A 15,908-nucleotide genomic window follows, 5' to 3' on the forward strand; every position below is an offset into this window, starting at 1 on the left:
CGGGCCGGCTACCGCCTCCTCCGCCACCGCATCCTGCTCAGCTGACACTCCCGCGGGCCCAACGATCAACGGCTACGAAAATCTTGGAAGACCCGTTGACTGGACACACCCACCCGACAACAGCGCCACTACTGGAGCCTCTGTAGGGAGAACTCGTTGCCGTCGGGGTCGAGCATCAGTGCCCGGCCGCCCTCGCCGGTGTCGGTGCGCGTCGCGCCGAGCGAGATCAGGCGGTCGACCTCAGCCGCCCAGTCAGCGTCGGCGGGGAGCGCCAGCTCGAAGTACAGCCTGTTCGTGCCCTCCTTCGGCGCCACCGGAGGACCACCCCACGTGATTTTCGTACCGCCGTTCGGCGATTGGATCGCGGTCTCCTGGTCCTGGTCCCAGACCAGCGGCCACCGGAGCGCCTCGCTCCAGAAGTAACCGACCTCCTGTGTACCGTCGCAGGCCAGCGCTCCGATAGAGCCGGTGTCGGCGAGGAACTTGTTGCCCGCCTCGATTACGCAGAACTCGTTACCGTCTGGATCGGCGAGCACCACGTGCCCCTCTTCCGGGAGTTGGCCCACGTCGATGTGGTTCCCGCCGAACTCCAGCGCCCTGGCCACCGTCTGCTGCTGATCCTCCGGGGAGGTGCTCGTCAGGTCGAAGTGAGCCCGGTTCCGGCCGATCTTCGGCTCCTGGCTCGGTAGGAATCGAATGCGGAACCCGGCGGTATCAGGGGGCAGGATCGCGATGTCGTCGTCCGGACCGTCGGCCAACTTCCAGCCCAGGACCCCGGACCAGAAGTGCGCCAGACCCGACGGCCGGGTCGCATTGAAGCAGATCGCGAACAGTTGACTGGTCATACCCTGCGTATCTCCGATTCACTGACGGCCGATAACTGCGCCTCGCCCTCCCCGCAAGCGCAGCCTAGGGTGGCCGTGCGGCACCCGCATCCGAGTTTCCGTCGCGGGGCCCGGTCCCCCACAAGATGACGATCGTGCAGAACGCCAACGTCGTCCACGGCACCGGCTGAGCCAGCCCGTTACGCCGGGGCGGCAGCCGGTTCGCCCTCGGGGGTGCGCGGCGCGGGCGGTAAGGTCCAGGCCGAGGCGACGGTTCATGGCCAGTTCGAACCGGCCGTAAGGGCTCACGTACGTCCAGAACAGCGGTGACAGTGACCGCCGGCCCGCTTCGGCCTGTCGCCCGAGACCGAACGGCACAAACACACCCGGGACGGGGCCCGTTCGGGCTGAGCAAGGGCTTCCTTCATTTCAGGAACATCTCTCAGCAGTGGCTGCGAATGGCCACCCCGCAGTGGGCGATCGACGATCTTCCCCGTCGGCGGGGAAAACCCCTTCCGCCCGTTCAGCGCCGGATCAACTCGATCGCCATGCTCTCGAAGAGCCTGTGCCTGAACCGCGACGACGAGGGGTGCGATGCGCGCGTGCTGGGGAGGGACGACATCGTCCTCTTCCTCCAGCTCCAAAGGGAGATATCGACCCTGGACCGATGCTGGGAGGCGCGCAACGTCCGGCGCGTGCTCGCCTGCATGAGGATCCTGGGACTGACCCACCCGAGCAGGCCCTGCATGGCCTCCCAGATGACTTCGCCCTTCGCAACGAGGACGTGCCCGAGTACGACGATACGTCGCCTACTACAGGGCGAGCCGCACACGGATGCCCAGCGTCCTGTCCCCTCCCCGGCGCAGTCGGCTGTTGAGGATCATGAGGCGGCCGATGATGCCGTACTTGCGGGCGACGAGTGAGCGGTAGCGGGCGCTGGTGGCCGCGTCGGCGATCTCGGCGGTGGCCGGGACCTGGTCGCCCGTCGGGTTGCCGCGCAGGTCGCAGGGGCCGACGAGGATGTCGCCGCGTGCCCGGATCCGCTTGACCTTCCAGGAGTCGGCCTGGGACTGCACGCCCAGCGTGTCACCGTCGCGCACCACCCACACCGGGGTCGCGACCGGGGTGCCGTTCTTGCGGTAGCTGGTGACCAGCAGGTACTTGCCGGCGCCGAGCCGCTCCAGCAGCGTGTCGTCCATGATGCGTTTGTGCTCCTTGCTATGGCGTTCGAGGTCGCTGGCCACTTGGGCAGAGTCCTGGGAGGTCAGTTCGGAGGCAGCCGTCATGCTCTCGACCTGAGGGAAGTACGAATTCAGCTCGATTTGGTTGAGGACGGGCGTGCTACCGGTCTGGTCGGGCAGCCGGGTCAGGGTGCGGTGGGTGAACGTGGAGACGCCGATGGCCGGCCGGCACCACCCTCGAACTCGCACATAGGGGGTGCCTTCTTCCGAAGGGTGCCGGACGGCGGCGCGCGTGAGGCCCCCGGGTGGACTTGCGTATCGCCGCCCGGAGCCGGGGGCGGTTCAGCTCAGCGGGACGTCGAGGACGGCCTTGCGGTGGCTGAAGGTCTCGATGGAGTAGCGGCCGTGGTAGTTGCCCATGCCGCTCTCGCCGACGCCGCCGAAGGGGAGGGTCGGCATGGCGAGGTGGTGCATGGGCAGGCCGAAGTTGAGGCCGCCCGAGGAGGTCTCGGCGGCGAGGCGGCGCTTGGTGGTGTTGTTCTCGGTGAAGGCGTACAGGGCGAGCGGCTTGTCGCGTGCGGTGATGAACGCGATCGCCTCGTTAAGGTCCGCCACGGTCAGGATCGGCAGGATGGGACCGAAGATCTCCTCCTGCATCACGGGCTCGTCGGGCCGGACATCGGCCAGCACGGTCGGGGCGATGTACTTGTCCGCGCGGTCGGTCTGCCCGCCGGTGACCGTACGGCCCGAGGCCAGCAGCTTGGAGAGCCGGTCGAAGTGCCGCTCGTTGATGACCCGTCCGTAGGCGTCGGAGGTCTGCGGGTCCTCACCGAACAGCCCCTTGATCGCGACGGCGAGTGCGGCCTGCAGTTCGGTCGCGGTGTCCGGGTCGGTCAGGACGTAGTCGGGGGCGACGCAGGTCTGTCCGGCGTTGGCGAACTTCGTCTGCGCCAGCCGCTGCGCGACCGTGGTGATGTCGGCGTCCCGGTCGACGAACACCGGTGACTTGCCGCCGAGCTCGAGGACGACGGGGGTGAGGCTCTTGGCGGCGGCGGTCATCACGATGCGGCCGACCGTGCCGTTGCCGGTGTAGAAGATGTGGTCGAAGTGCTGCTCCAGCAGCACGGTGGTCTCCGGCGCGCCGCCCTCGACGACCGCGGTCGCGTCGGTGTCGAGATAGGCGGGCAGCAGCTCGGCCAGCAGTGCCGAGGTGTGGGCGGCGTAGTTGGCGGGCTTGATGACGACCGCGTTCCCGGCGGCGAGCGCGCCCGCTACGGGCACAAGCAGCAGATTGATCGGGTAGTTCCACGCCGCGATCACCAGGGCGACACCCAGGGGGTCGAAGACGGTGCGGGCGGTGCTGCCAGGGATACCGGGCACGCTCACGGGGGCGGGCTGCGGGGCGGTCCACTCCTCCAGGTGCTCCAGGTAGTCGTCGATCTCGACGATCGTGAGGTCGATCTCCATGGCGTCGGCCTCGGCGCGGCTCTTGCGCAGGTCCGCGTGCAGGGCGTCGGCTATCGCCGCGCGGTTGTCGGTGAGCAGGTCGCGCAGCCGGGTCAGCTGCTGCCGGCGCCAGGCCAGGGGCTTGGTGCGGCCGGTGCGGAAGGTGGCGCGCAGCCGCCCCACCAGCGCGGTGGCTTCGGCGGCCGTGAAGGTGTCATCGAGGGTGAAGGCTGCCTTGGCGTCAGTCACAGTCGGGTCCTGTTCGGTATGGAGGGAAGGCCTGCCGGCACCGAGGGAAGGAAGTCGCCGCCGTGCAGGTGGTGCGGTCAGACAGTGACCGCCGTGCGTTCGGGCGTGGTTTCGCCGTCGCCCGACGGGGCGGTCGTGCTGGTGGCGGGCGAGGGGGAGCTGCGGCGGATCGCCAAGCCGACCATGGCCACGCCGATGACCAGCACGAACGCCATTCCGGCGAGGGCGAAGCTCAGGGTGTACTGGCTCTCGGCGGGCAGCGCGGGAACGCCGGGGGGCAGGTTGTCGAGCGTCTTGGAGGCGAGCAGCGAGGTGATGACCGCGCTGCCGATCGCGCTGCCTGTGGAGCGAGAGATGGAGTTGATGCCGTTGGCTATGCCGGTCTGGTGGTGCGGAACGCCGGCCACGATCAGGGCGGGCATCGCGGCATAGCCGAAGCTGATGGCAACGCCGACGACCATGCCGGCCAGGATCACCGACGCGGTGGTGTCATGGGCGAGGGTCAGCCAGGCAAACCCGATGACGCCGAAGGCGGCACCGGCGGCGAGAGTGAGACGCGCGCCGATGCGGCGGACCAGAACGCCTCCGAACTGGGCGGCGAGGAGCGAGACGAGGGCGGAGGGCAGCAGGTAGGCGACGGAGGCGCGCAGGACGGAGGCGCCGAAGCCGTAGCCGGCGATCTCAGCGGGTGTCTGCACGAGGTAGGAGACGCCGATGAACTGCGCAAACATGGCGAACCCGACGAGCAGTCCGGCGATGTTGGTGAAGAGCACCGGGCGGTGGACGAACATCTTCATGTCGACCAGGGGGTCGCGGACCGTGCGTTCGACGAGGACCCAGATGACGGTCATGACGGCGGCGCCGGTGAAGAGGGCGAGTGTGCGGGCCGAGGTCCAGCCCCAGGTGTGGCCCTGCGAGATGGGCAGCAGGAGCAGGACGAGCACCAGGGCGAGGCCGGCGGCGCCGAGCCAGTCGGTGCGCCCGCCCGTCCGGGTGCGGGGCGCGGGTACGGCGACCGCAACGGCGATCAGGGCGGCGGTGGCCAGTGCCGCGGCCAGCCAGAAGACCTGGTGGTAGTCGGGGTCGGCGCCCTGGGAGAGGAGTCCGGCGCTCACCAGGGCGAGGCCGCTGCCGAACCCAAGCGTTCCGCTGACCAGGGCCATGGCGCCGGGCAGCCGCGCGGGCTCCACCTCTGCGCGCAGCACGGACAGCGCGAGCGGGAAGATCGCGGTGGCGGCGCCCTGCATGACGCGGGCCACGATTAGCCACAGCATGGAACTGGTGGTCGCGGCGAGCACGGATCCGGCGACCATCACCACCAGCACGCCGAGCAGCGTCGGCTTGGTGCCGTGCTGGTCGCCGAGGCGGCCCAGGAGCGGCGTGAAGACCGCGGCCGACAGGAGCGTGGCGGTGGTGACCCAGCTGACCTGGGCCGTGGTGGCGCCGAGGTCGTTCTGGATGATGCCCAGGATCGGGATGACCAGGGTCTGCATCATCGACACAACCATGGCGGCGAGGCCAAGCACCAGTACGAGGCTGAGGCTGCCGGTGCGGCGCTCCGGCGCGGTGGCAAGGGAGGACTTCACGGTCTTCTTTCCGATGAAAGGTTGCCAAAGGAGGGATACGTCTATGATCGAGGAACCAAACCATTGAGGTACTCGATGCTTTAGGACATCAAACAATAAGAGCTGGTGGAAGTCAAAGGTTGGGAGGTTCAAGCTTTTCGCGCTACCCTCGACGCATGCCGCCCATCCCGTCCAAGGCTCAGCTCATCGACCTGCTCGCCCATTCGGTCAGTACGCACTACGCGGACTTCACGGCAGCCGCCGCCGACACGGGCCTTACCTCCAGCCAGGCGAAGACCCTCACGGTGCTGCGCCGCGCGCCGGCCTCGATGCGCTCACTCGCGCACACCCTCGCCTGCGACGCGTCGAACATGACCGGGATCATCGACCGGCTCGAAAAGCGCGACCTCGTCCGCCGTGAGGTCAGCACCACCGACCGCCGCGTGAAGAACGTCGCCCTCACCGAGGCGGGCGAGAAGGCGATCGACACGATCCGCGAGCAGATGGATCAGACGCAGACCGGGCTGGACCAGCTGTCCGACGAAGAGCGCGCCGAACTCTTCCGACTACTGATGGTCGTCTTCCCACGCTGATACGCGTAGGCGTCGTTCTGCCGACCAACCGCGGGGCGACCAACGCTTCGGTCAGGGTCCCGGCCCCACCTGCTGGCTGACTGCGACCCAGTCTTGGCGCGCGCCGTCACGCAACTCGCCGACGGAGCATAGCCCTGACCAACAAGACCCTTGACGCCCTCCCTGCAGAACAGTCGCCCGGCACAACCGCTCGGGGTTGGGCGAGCACCTGAACCCGCCCGACTCGCGGTAGCCGTCCTCGAGCGCGACCAGTCGCTTGGCCCCGTACGCGCATATGGACACCGACGGATGCGCAGGCCTTGACCTCTGTCAGACCGACGCCGAGATGGATGCCGTCGGCTCACACGTACACGCAGTCGACGTCCGCGAGGTCGCGGTCAAGCACGCGGCGCGCCCGGCCGGCCCGCTGGTGAGCCAGGCGGGTCACCGTGGCCGGAGACAGCCCGGCCGAACTGCCAAGAAACTGCGCCAGCGAGGGCTCGAAGTCGTGCACGTAGAAGCGTGCCCTGGTATGGCGGCTGCCACTGATGACCAGCTGCGTCAAGCACGGATGCAGCCTGGAGGACGGCCCCAAGGTCGCGTCGTCGGTTGCCTCCGGCCGCGACGGACCGCGCCCGACGCTGCTGGAGGAACCGCTGGCCAACGTGGACCGCTACACCTACGAAGGACTCATCACCGGACGGGCCACCTTCCTGGGCCGCAGCGTGCACGCCGGGGTGTGGTTCTGCCTCCTGCGCTGCCTACTGGACGAATTGACTTCCTCCCCGGGTTGAAGCCCGGGGATTCCCCCTATGCGGGGTGCAGGCCGGTTGCCCATTCCGGGTTCCTGCTGCACGGACCGGCTGGTGTCGAGGTCTCCACAGGCTGAGGCGGCCTGCCCGGCCGTCTTGATGTTCTTCGCCGCGTTCACGTCGGCATGATCGGTGTTGCCGCACCCAGGGTTCTTGCACACGAAGACCGATTGGCTCTCTCGGTTGTCTTCGGTGACGAACCCGCAGGCGTGGCAACGCTGCGACGTGTACGCGGTGTCTGCCGCGCTCATCAGCATGCGGCCGGGGCTCATCACCACCTGCCCGTGTACTGGGGCGCCGGCGTCGTCCGGCCGACCATCGCCCCGATGAGGCGCTCGGCCGTTCACGGGGTGGTCTCACGACGAAGATTCATCTGCCGAGTGACGGCAGCTGCCGCCCAGTGGCCGTGCTGATCACTCCCGGACAGTGGGGTGACGCGCCGCAGTTGATCAAGATTCTGGATCGTGTTCGTGTCCCGCGCCCAGCTGGCGGTCACCCGCGGACGCGACTGGACCACGTGTGTGGCGATAAGGCGTACAGCTCCCGCCGGAACCGCCGCTACCTGCGTCGACGCCAGATCAAGCACACCATCCCCGAGCCGAAGAATCAGAAGGTCAACCGTCAACGGCGCGGTAGCCACGGCGGGCGACCGACCGGCTTCGACAACACTACTTACAAAAGGAGGAACGAAGTCGAGCGTTGCTTCAACGCGCTCAAGGGCTCCAGAGCCGTCGCGACTCGCTACGACAAGAGGGCCTACGTCTTCCACGGCACGGTCACTGTTGCCGCGATTCGACTGTGGCTCCGCTACTGATCTCAGCCACCGCAGCGGATGCCCCGGTGGTTGGCTCAGTCGTCGGCCGCGACGACGAGGGCGATCTGCCCAGCCGCGCGGTCGATGAGCACGAACTCGTGGAAGTAGCCGTGCACACGTCCCCAGTCATGAATCGCCTCATCACCGAGCTCGCTGAGGTAGTAGATGCCATCGGCTGTAGCCAGGCGGTCGAACACCTCCCGCTGCAGATCTGTCTCCAGCTCGGTGGGCACGTCCCAGAGCGGATCCACCCACTCCCGCAGGATCTGCACGGCCTTCTCCTGGCTGATGGGCTCGTAGAGGTCGGGAGTGATCAACCGCAGCCAATACGGACCGTGCCGGGGCCCCTCCGGCAGCACTCCACCACCTGCATAGTCGTCCCGGAACTGCTCGTGCCCAATCAGTGCAGCAAGCAGCCCTCTATCGTGCACGGACTGCACAGAGAAGCGGAGCTCCCTGATGTCGACCCACCGAAACCCGTGCTCCTTCGGATCCGAGACGTAGCGTCGAAAGTTGATGAAGGCGCTTCCCTCGTGAGCGAGCTCGTTGTTCATGGCGCCAGCCTAGAAGGCAGGCAAGGGGGCCCTGCTGACCCACCGGACAGGCTCTAACCGAGTGCCGGAGGGTGCTCGGCTGGACGGCGTCCCCAGGCCGAGATCAGCGGCGCGAGTGTCAGGTCGAGTTTGCCCGCCTGGATGGCGGCCAGGTGCGCGTCGATCTCGACGTCGTCGGCCAGGCCGGCCGCGAGCAGCTCGCCGCGCACGTGCCGGATGGTCGCCGCCTCCAGCCGGTCGCAGGCCAGCCCTCCGACCGGGAAAGAGCCCGCCGCGGCGACATCTACCAAGCCGGCCTCACGCAATGCCCGCGGCAGTGTCCGGCCGTAGCGCAGGTCCGCGCCGCGGCGCGTCAGCAGCTCCCGGACCGCGTCGCGCAGCCGGTTGGCCCGCCGCTGCGCAGGGCCGCTGTCGTCCAGGCATGCCAGTGGCTGCAGAGCGGTATCGGCGTCCTCGACCAGCAGCCAGCCGCCGGGCCGTAGCGCTGCCGCCATCGTGGCCAACGCGCGAGCCCGGTCGGGCACATGGACCAGAACGAGCCGGGCGTGCACCAGATCGAACGTCCCCGGGGGCGGATCAGCGGCGACGTCGTGCTGGCGCACCTCGTACCCGTCGCCTGCCTTCAGCCACGACGGGTCGATGTCCGTGGCCAGCACGTGCCCGGTCGGACCGACGGCCGTCGCGAGCGCCTCCGGGATACTGGGGCCACCGGCCCCCACTTCCCAGCAGCGCGAGCCAGCCCTGACCCCCAGTCGATCGAAGTGCCCGCGCGTCACACCGTCGAACAGCTCGGCCAGCCAAACGAATCGCTCGCCCGCCTCGGCGCGCGCGTTGTCCAGCAGGTACCCGCGGGCGGGAGCGGACTCTCCACCGAGCGCGGTAGTCCCGCCTATCGGATCCGGTCGGCCACCGACGTGCGGCGGGCGGGGCGAGGAGGTCATGACCACATGGTCAACCTTCCCAGGCCACCAGCGCCACGACGACGGGAGAGGGATGTCTCACATAGCCAGCGCACCAGGCGCGGGACAGCGCGCAGACCGGACTGTCGGCCATGGCGGCTTCGACCTCCTACCGGACGCCTTCGATCACGACGTAAAGTCGGGGCCAGCGGAGCCAGCAGATGCACGTCCCCGTTCGTGACGGGTGGTACCTCTTCTCCAGTTCGGGATCCGGGGCTGAGACCACACACCGACACTGTCCTACTCCCAGGGCTTCCCACCCGATGGATCGTCATGAACCGGATACCATCCGACTACGCCGAAGTCCTGGTTCGGGCCCCGCTTCTGTGCGACCCGTCGGCCCGGCTCGTTCAGAGTGCCGGCAGCCGAGGCGGGCATGTTCTTGATCCGTAGGTCTTCGAGGGCGATCAGGGCGTTCATCTGCGCGGGGTGCGCGGCGGCCTGGGCGCAGAATTCGCCGCGCCGGTCCGTGACGCGGGACATGATCCGGCCCATGGCCGTGATGGTCTTGTGCCGGTTGGTGCTGCCGCGCTTGTGCCGGGCGAGGCGCTGCTGAAGCCGCCGATACCGAAACGCCTCGCCTTCGGTGATGAACTCCCGGTTGAAGAACTCGCCGTCGCTCGTGACGGCATCCCGCCCGCGTCGTGATGGGCGCGGGCTACCGTGGAGCACGCTGACCAGGGAGATGTCGGCCTGGCCGCGCCGCGCGGCCTCGCCGATCATCCCCTCCATTATCGCGGCAAACATGCCGACGTTGCGCCACTGGGTGAGAAGGTTGGCAACAAGGGTGGCGAACTCGTCCGGGGTGGTGAGGCGGTACCGAGCTGTTCGGTCTTGGCCCGCTTGGAACCAGTGCCTTCGCCGGCGACGACGAGGCTGGTCTTCTTCGAGACGCTGGAGGATGAGCGTCCTCCGGCCCGTTCGATAAGTTCGTTCGTTCATCTCGTTGCGGGTGAGCCGTTGCAGGTTTCCTGCCATGGCGCCGGTGACGACCACTGTCATGCCGGCCAGAGGACTGGAGCCGATCGGCGTGTCAGCCATGCTGCCGGGGTCGGTCTTGGCAGCCGAGGGCGGGGTCGCGCCGGGCTCTGCCGTTCTGCCCCTACGCGGTTGCCGCTGTGCTGTCATGGAGGGGTGGACACACTCGTGCGTTCCGGGCCGAAGCAGGCCCGGCGGGCGGTAGGGAGCCGCCGACGCCCCCGTCACGAGCGGAGCGTCGGCGGGCTCGGTGGCTGCAGGACCTCAGCGTGAGAAGTGGTCGAGCAGCCAGGTGACCACGGCACGGGCGGTGCCACTGACAGCGGCACCGAGCACGGTCTTCGCCCAGGGCGTCTGTCCCCGGCGGGGCCGGCGGGTACGGGGCCTGCTCATCGTTCTCCTTCCGGCTGGACACGGATGGGTGGTGTCGGCCGACGAGAAGACGATCCAGGAGACGGCACTTGCAGCGGGCTCAGCCGGACGATCCGGTACAACACGAGCAATCCAGCCTGGTCACACGAAGGGCGGCTGCGCGCCGCTCGGGACGATTCTGAACGGGCTCATTGGGGGGTGGCCGACATGACGGTATGGGACGAAGCCCGCAAGCATTTCGCGTACTGCCTCGCGGAAGTGCACCGCGCGGCGAACAGTCCTTCATTGGCGGTACTGGTAAAGCGGGGCGAGGAGCAGAGCAACCGTAGAACGAAACTGCACCCCTCCACGGTGAGCGTCCTTCTTAGGGCCGAGTTCATGGAACCGCCGGAATGGGACCTGGTCGATCTCTTCGTCAGGACGTGCAGGGCGATCGCCAAATCCCAGCCGGTTCCGCAGCTCTTCGACGACAAGTTGTGGAAGAGCCGGCATGCTGCTCTCGAGCAGGTGTGGCAGCTGGTCCGGGAAGCGGAGACCAAAGACCCCGCGGGCCTCCGGCCTTTCCCACCGAAGGATGCGCAGCCGCTGGCGGCGGATCTGCGCGGACAGCCGAGTCAGCTGCTGCTGGCCCGCCATGAGGTGGTGCCGTTCACCGGCCGGGCGGACGACCTGGCCGCGCTGGCCGGCTGGCGGGACGGCACCGCGCAGGACGGCCGGCCGATCGCCGCCTCGGTCGCGTTGCTGCACGGCTTCGGCGGGCAGGGCAAGACCCGGCTGGCCACCGAACTGGCCCGCCGTACCGCCGAGCTGGGTTGGAAGGTGTGGCAGGCCGTCCGGGCGGACCAGGCCGCGGCCGATACCGGCCGCGGCAGGCGGTCGGCGCCGGCCCGCCGCGCGCTGGTGGTGGTCGACTACGCCGAACGCTGGCCCGCCCGGGAGCTGGAGCTGCTGCTGGAGAGACTGGCCGACCAGCGCGGGGAAACGCTCCGGGTGCTCCTCATCGCCCGATCAACGAGCTGGTGGTCCTATCTGCTCGACGACCTGCGGAAATGGGGCTTTGCGCTCACCGAGTACCCGTTGCGGCCGCTTCCCGACGGAGACATCGACGCCCGGCTCCAGACCTTCACAGTCGCCCGCGAACGCTTCGCCGACGCTCTCGGGCTGCCCGCGGAGGACGCCGAGTCCCTTGCGGTGCCCGGGGATCTGGCCCATGCGGCCTACGGACTGACGCTGACCGTCCACATGGCCGCACTGGTGGCGGTGGACGCCCGTATCCGCGGTGACGAACCGCCACGGGAGCCGGGCGCGCTGTCGGCGTACCTGCTGGAGCGTGAGCGCGGCCACTGGTCGAAGCTGGAGCAGCGCAAGCCCGCCTGCGCCGCACCGGCGGAGGTCATGGCCCAGGCCGTGTACACCGCGACCCTCACCGGGCCCAGGGGCTACCGGGCAGCGATCGCCGCCCTGAAGTCCGCCGAGGTGGAGAATGCCGCGTTGCATCCGCAGGTGCTGCGGGAACACGCCGCCTGTTATCCGGCTGAAGATCCGAGGACGTACCTGGAACCGCTCTGCCCCGACCGCCTCGGTGAGGACTTCGTCGCCCTCAGCACGCCCGGGCCCGCCGGCAGCCATCTGGCGACCCCCTGGGCCGAGCAGGCGGCGGCTCGTCTCCTCGGTGTCGCCGCGCACGCCCCTGCCGACTCCCCGGCTCCGGAGTGGAGCCGGCACGTCCTCACCCAGCTGATCAACGCCGCCGCCCGCTGGCCCCATCTCGCTGCTGGCGAACTCGCCCCCCTGGCCACCGAGCACCCCGGCCTCATGCTCCGCGCGGGCAACGCCGCCCTGGCCACCCTGGCCCGTATCAAGCAGCTTCCCCTCGAAGCGCTGGAGGCCATCGAGGAGGCCGCTCCCTGGCGGGATCCCGACCTCGACGTGGGGATCGCCGACATCACCGAGCGCTTCTGCACCGAGCGGATCGAGTCCACCTCCGATCCTGCCGTCAAGGCCGCCCTGTACGCGAAGAAAGCCGGGCGGCTGTCCCACTCGGGTCGGCACGAGGAGGCCCTGAATGCGACCGAGGAGGCGGTGCAGCTCCACCGCGAGCTGGCAGGCAGCGGCGACGTGGAAGCGGTGGCCGATCTCGCGTGGGCGCTGAACGGCCTGAGCAACGAGCTGCATTTCACCGGAGGCCACCCGGCCGCGCTGGAATCGGCAGAGGCGGCCGTAGTGCTTTTCACCAAGGTCGTCGCCCAGGGCCATCCCGAGAAGATCGCCAATCTCGCGGTCGCCTTCACCACCCTGTCTCTGCGGCTCGACCAGCAGGGCCGCATCGCCGAAGGTCTTCAGCTGCTGCAGAGCGCGGTCCGGATCACCCGGTACACGGCCGAGGTGAATCCTGCGGACTTCCGCCCCGACCTGGCCGGAATGCTGCACAATCTGGGGAGCCAGCTGTCCAGGGTCGACCGGTACCGCGAGGCCCTGGCCGCAGAGTCCGAAGCGGTGTCCCTCTACGAGAAGTTGGTGGAGCAGGCACCCGAGGCGCACCTCGACAACCTGGCGAACGCACTCGACGGCCTGGCGATCGCCCTGCGCGGCGAAGGCCGTCACCAGGAGGCTCTGCGGGCAGGTGAGAAGGCGGTCGGCTTTCTGCGCGCCGGTGCCGAGGACAACCCGGAAGCCTGGGGCCCTCCGTTGGCTAACGCCTTGCTGCACCTCGGTGACGGTTTCGGCGAGTCGGGTCATCTGCAGGAAGCCGTACGGTACTGCGGCGCGTCCGTCGACATGTCCCGGGAACTCGCCGCCACAAGACGGGCCGCCCATCTGCCGTTGCTCGCTCGGTCGGTGATGAATCTGGGTATCTGGCTCGGCAAGTCCGGGTCCCCCCACAAGGCCGTCCCCCATTCCGAGGAGGCCGTCGGGCTGTTTCGGGAACTGGTCGAGCGCGGCTTCGAGAACCATCTGCCGGATCTCGCGGACTCGTTACTGAATCTCAGCCTCACCCTGTCGGCAACAAGCCGGATCGAGGAGTGCGTGGCTGCCGCCCGGGAAGCCGTCGGACTGTACCGCCGGCTGGGCCCGGCCAGTCCCGTGGTGTACCGCCGCAAACTCGCCATCGCGTTGGTGAACCTGGGGAACGGGCATGCTCGGCGGGACGATCCGGTCGCATCAGTGGAGTGCCTGCGGGAGGCGGTCGATCTGGCCCGCGAGGTAGCCGAGGACGGCCCCGTCGCGGGCCTGCCGATCCTGGCCGATGCCCTCACCAACCTCGGGCGCGAGTACGGCGGGGTGGGACTGCGGGCGCCGTCCCTCTCCGCGGCGCGGGAGGCCGTCGCCATCCGGCAGTCCTTGGCGAGGACCGATCCGGCCGTGCATGAGCCGAACCTGGCGGCGGCACTGGTGATCCTCTGCGACGCGCTGAGCGGGGTGGGGCGGCACGAGGAGGCGATCGCACAGGGAACACAGGCCGTCGCCATCCTTCAGCGGCTCTCCCAGGCCGCCCCGGCGGCCCACCGACTCCGCCTGGCGCTCTCACTCAGAAGCCTCGGGCGGCCCCTGGCGGCGCTGAGTCGTCTTGACCGGGCCGTCGAGGCCGGTGAGCAGGAGGTCAACGCCTGGCGGTGCCTGGCGCAGGCCGACGAGGGATACGAGTTCGATCTGGCGGTAGCCCTGGAAATGCTCGGCCGACTGCTGACGGCGACCGGCCGGCACAAAGAGACGGTCCGCACCTACGAAGAGGTCGTGGCACTCTGGCGGCGCCTCAGCCACCCTGAGGCCGATCAGCTACTGGCCCTCTCCCTCATCAAGCTCACGCTGCCACTGGCCGAGCTGAACCGGCATGAGGACGTCCTCGCCAGGGGGGAGGAGGCGGTCGCCATCCTGCGGCGGCTCGCCCAGGGGGACCCGGCCGCCCACCACCCGACGCTCGTCATGGGACTGGTCCAGGGACTCGGGCTCCCGCTGGCGCGGTCGGACCACTGGCAGCTGGCCGAGGGCCACCTGCGGGAGGCCGTCGACCTGCAGCGGCGGCTCGCCCGGGAAGACCCCGCCGCCCACCAGCCCGCTCTTGCGGATCTGCTGATGAACACGGTGCGGGCGCGGATCAGTCGGCGGCACGGCCTGCAGGACGCGCTGGCCGCGGCGGAGGAGGCTGTTGAGATCTACGGCACTCTGGCCGCCCGGAGCCCGGCAGCGTTCCGCGCCCCGCTGGACGAGGCACTGCAGCTGCGGGACCATCTGCGCGCCACTCTCCCCTTCAATGCCGAACGCCTGGAGCAGGGCGAACACTAGCCGCCGAGCCCCTCGGCCGGTTCGGGGGCTGAGGGGCGGTGGACGCTCTCTCCGCGGGGGCGTCGGCCCCACGCTCCTCCTGACGAGAGTCGGTCCAGCCGTTCACGCCCCCGCACAGACCCCCTTCCGTGTGCCGTGAGCGACCGGTCCGGCCAGGCCGCGCGATGGTTTTGGACCCCCCTCCCGCCCCGCGCGCCCGGCCGCACCTCTCATCCACGACCACACCGAGGCGCCCCTGCTGTGACCACGCCCCCGCCCGCGCCTCGTGACCGTCACCGCCCGCAAGGTGATCCGCAGGAAACGGCCTAGGTGATCTATTCCAAGGGGTCAGTGATCGTAGGCGATCAGTGAGCGTAGAACGGTCTGTCCGGTGGCGTCGTTGTGCCAGATCGCGGCGGTCAGCGCGAGGATGCGTTGCATGACGCGGGCTATGACACCTCCGGGTGTGCACCCTCGGTGCCGTTCGAGGTCAAGCTGTCCCTTGAAGGTCTCGTTGATTGATTCGATGACCTGTCGCAGCGCCTTGAACAGGGCTGCGCCAGGCCGTTCCCGTTCACCTTTACGGGCAGGCCGCAGCAACTGGACTCCATGCTCGGACAGTTCGCGTTCGAAACCACCGCCGAAGTAGTTCTTGTCGCCGATGAGAGTCTGTCGGGGGCGCTCTCGCAGAAGCTCGCATTCGGCTGCCAGGAGGTCAAGGAGGGGCTCGCGTTCGTCGGCCTTGGCCCCGGTCAGGGCGAAGGCGATGGGCAGGCCCTGAAGGGTGCAGACCAGGTGCAGGCGCAGGCCCCAGAAGAAGCGGCTGTGGCTGGCGCAGTAGCCGTATTCGGCCCAACCTGCCAGGTCGGAGCGTTTGACGGTCTCGCGGGAGCGGCCGCATTCCACCGGGGTGGAGTCCACGACCCATACGTCGTCGCTCCACACCGAGGTGGTGGTGGCCAGGATCCGGTTGACGCTACGCATCAGACCGGCGGCCTTGCGCAGCCGCTTGTTGTAGCCGGGCTGCTGGGGCAGGTAGGGAATAGGTGGCGCAGGTGGGCACGGGCATGGCGGAGCCATTTGGCCTCGGAGGTGCAGCCGAGTACGGCCCGCATCGTGGCGAGGGTGACCAGTTCGGCATCGCTCAGGCGGGGCGTAATGCCGACCGGCGGGCGCCACGGCGCAGGCCGGGATGCTCCTTCAGCATGTCGTCGGTCGTCGCATAGAGTGCTGTCGCGAGGGTGTCCACGTCGTTCGTCACAAAACGATCTTGGACACCCTCGTTCTCGTCTCCGCAGGCACCCTTGGACCACACCACC

The 15,908-nt window shown here is 68.9% G+C and carries 13 protein-coding genes and 3 pseudogenes; 4 read left to right on the top strand and 12 right to left on the bottom strand.

The genetic code is table 11. The features are described from left to right. Window positions 1-128: 128 nt before the first annotated feature. From ABZ471_RS43475 to ABZ471_RS43490, 4 genes are all read right to left on the bottom strand, one after another. Complete coding sequence (locus ABZ471_RS43475) at window positions 129-845, bottom strand: VOC family protein (protein WP_359074690.1); 717 nt, start codon at window positions 843-845, stop codon at window positions 129-131. A 791-nt stretch (window positions 846-1,636) separates the two neighbouring features. Then, entirely contained in the window at window positions 1,637-2,023 is a 387-nt protein-coding gene (locus ABZ471_RS43480; RefSeq protein ID WP_359074699.1) for a PPOX class F420-dependent oxidoreductase, read from the bottom strand. Between the two features lie 324 nt (window positions 2,024-2,347). Then, window positions 2,348-3,700, bottom strand: coding sequence for an aldehyde dehydrogenase family protein (locus ABZ471_RS43485; protein WP_359074691.1), 1,353 nt, complete (start codon window positions 3,698-3,700; stop codon window positions 2,348-2,350). A 77-nt stretch (window positions 3,701-3,777) separates the two neighbouring features. After that, a complete protein-coding gene (locus ABZ471_RS43490) occupies window positions 3,778-5,286 on the bottom strand; it encodes an MFS transporter (protein ID WP_359074692.1) in 1,509 nt (502 codons plus the stop codon). Window positions 5,287-5,441: 155 nt separating this feature from the next. Between ABZ471_RS43490 and ABZ471_RS43495 the strand changes: the two genes are divergently transcribed. Beyond that, complete coding sequence (locus tag ABZ471_RS43495) at window positions 5,442-5,858, top strand: MarR family transcriptional regulator (protein ID WP_359074693.1); 417 nt, start codon at window positions 5,442-5,444, stop codon at window positions 5,856-5,858. Between the two features lie 340 nt (window positions 5,859-6,198). On the opposite strand, the gene ABZ471_RS43500 is transcribed toward ABZ471_RS43495, so the two are convergent. Beyond that, entirely contained in the window at window positions 6,199-6,402 is a 204-nt protein-coding gene (locus tag ABZ471_RS43500) for a hypothetical protein (RefSeq protein WP_359074694.1), read from the bottom strand. Here ABZ471_RS43500 and ABZ471_RS43505 point away from each other — a divergent pair. Next, complete coding sequence (locus ABZ471_RS43505) at window positions 6,386-6,631, top strand: hypothetical protein (RefSeq protein WP_359074702.1); 246 nt, start codon at window positions 6,386-6,388, stop codon at window positions 6,629-6,631. The two genes, ABZ471_RS43500 and ABZ471_RS43505, sit on opposite strands and share 17 nt — an antisense overlap. On the opposite strand, the gene ABZ471_RS43510 is transcribed toward ABZ471_RS43505, so the two are convergent. Beyond that, window positions 6,517-6,921, bottom strand: a complete 405-nt coding sequence (locus ABZ471_RS43510; RefSeq protein ID WP_359074700.1) for a zinc ribbon domain-containing protein — start codon at window positions 6,919-6,921, stop codon at window positions 6,517-6,519. The genes ABZ471_RS43505 and ABZ471_RS43510 overlap by 115 nt on opposite strands. Here ABZ471_RS43510 and ABZ471_RS43515 point away from each other — a divergent pair. Continuing rightward, window positions 6,889-7,463: pseudogene (locus ABZ471_RS43515) on the top strand (IS5 family transposase); the annotation flags it as partial. The gene ABZ471_RS43510 and the pseudogene ABZ471_RS43515 overlap by 33 nt on opposite strands. Window positions 7,464-7,498: 35 nt before the next feature. On the opposite strand, the gene ABZ471_RS43520 reads toward ABZ471_RS43515, so the two are convergent. The 5 genes and pseudogenes from ABZ471_RS43520 to ABZ471_RS43540 form a co-directional block, all read right to left on the bottom strand. After that, a complete protein-coding gene (locus ABZ471_RS43520; protein WP_359074695.1) occupies window positions 7,499-8,017 on the bottom strand; it encodes a hypothetical protein in 519 nt (172 codons plus the stop codon). A gap of 53 nt (window positions 8,018-8,070) precedes the next feature. Next, window positions 8,071-8,958 carry a methyltransferase domain-containing protein gene (locus ABZ471_RS43525; RefSeq protein WP_359074696.1) on the bottom strand — a complete coding sequence of 296 codons (888 nt, stop codon included), beginning with the start codon at window positions 8,956-8,958 and terminating at the stop codon, window positions 8,071-8,073. Between the two features lie 258 nt (window positions 8,959-9,216). Beyond that, complete coding sequence (locus ABZ471_RS43530; protein WP_359074701.1) at window positions 9,217-9,567, bottom strand: transposase; 351 nt, start codon at window positions 9,565-9,567, stop codon at window positions 9,217-9,219. Between the two features lie 177 nt (window positions 9,568-9,744). Continuing rightward, window positions 9,745-9,990: pseudogene (locus ABZ471_RS43535) on the bottom strand (BRCT domain-containing protein); the annotation flags it as partial. A gap of 228 nt (window positions 9,991-10,218) precedes the next feature. Beyond that, on the bottom strand, window positions 10,219-10,347 hold the full coding sequence (locus ABZ471_RS43540; protein ID WP_359074697.1) for a hypothetical protein: 129 nt from the start codon (window positions 10,345-10,347) through the stop codon (window positions 10,219-10,221). A 330-nt stretch (window positions 10,348-10,677) separates the two neighbouring features. Between ABZ471_RS43540 and ABZ471_RS43545 the strand changes: the two genes are divergently transcribed. Beyond that, window positions 10,678-14,610: a tetratricopeptide repeat protein gene (locus ABZ471_RS43545; protein WP_359074698.1), complete on the top strand. Its 3,933-nt coding sequence runs from the start codon at window positions 10,678-10,680 to the stop codon at window positions 14,608-14,610. Window positions 14,611-14,937: 327 nt separating this feature from the next. Here ABZ471_RS43545 and ABZ471_RS43550 read toward each other — a convergent pair. Further along, window positions 14,938-15,850, bottom strand: a pseudogene (locus tag ABZ471_RS43550) (IS982 family transposase). Window positions 15,851-15,908 lie beyond the last annotated feature (58 nt).

The organism is Streptomyces sp. NPDC005728 (genome assembly GCF_040630895.1).
Classification (GTDB): Bacteria; Actinomycetota; Actinomycetes; order Streptomycetales; family Streptomycetaceae; genus Streptomyces.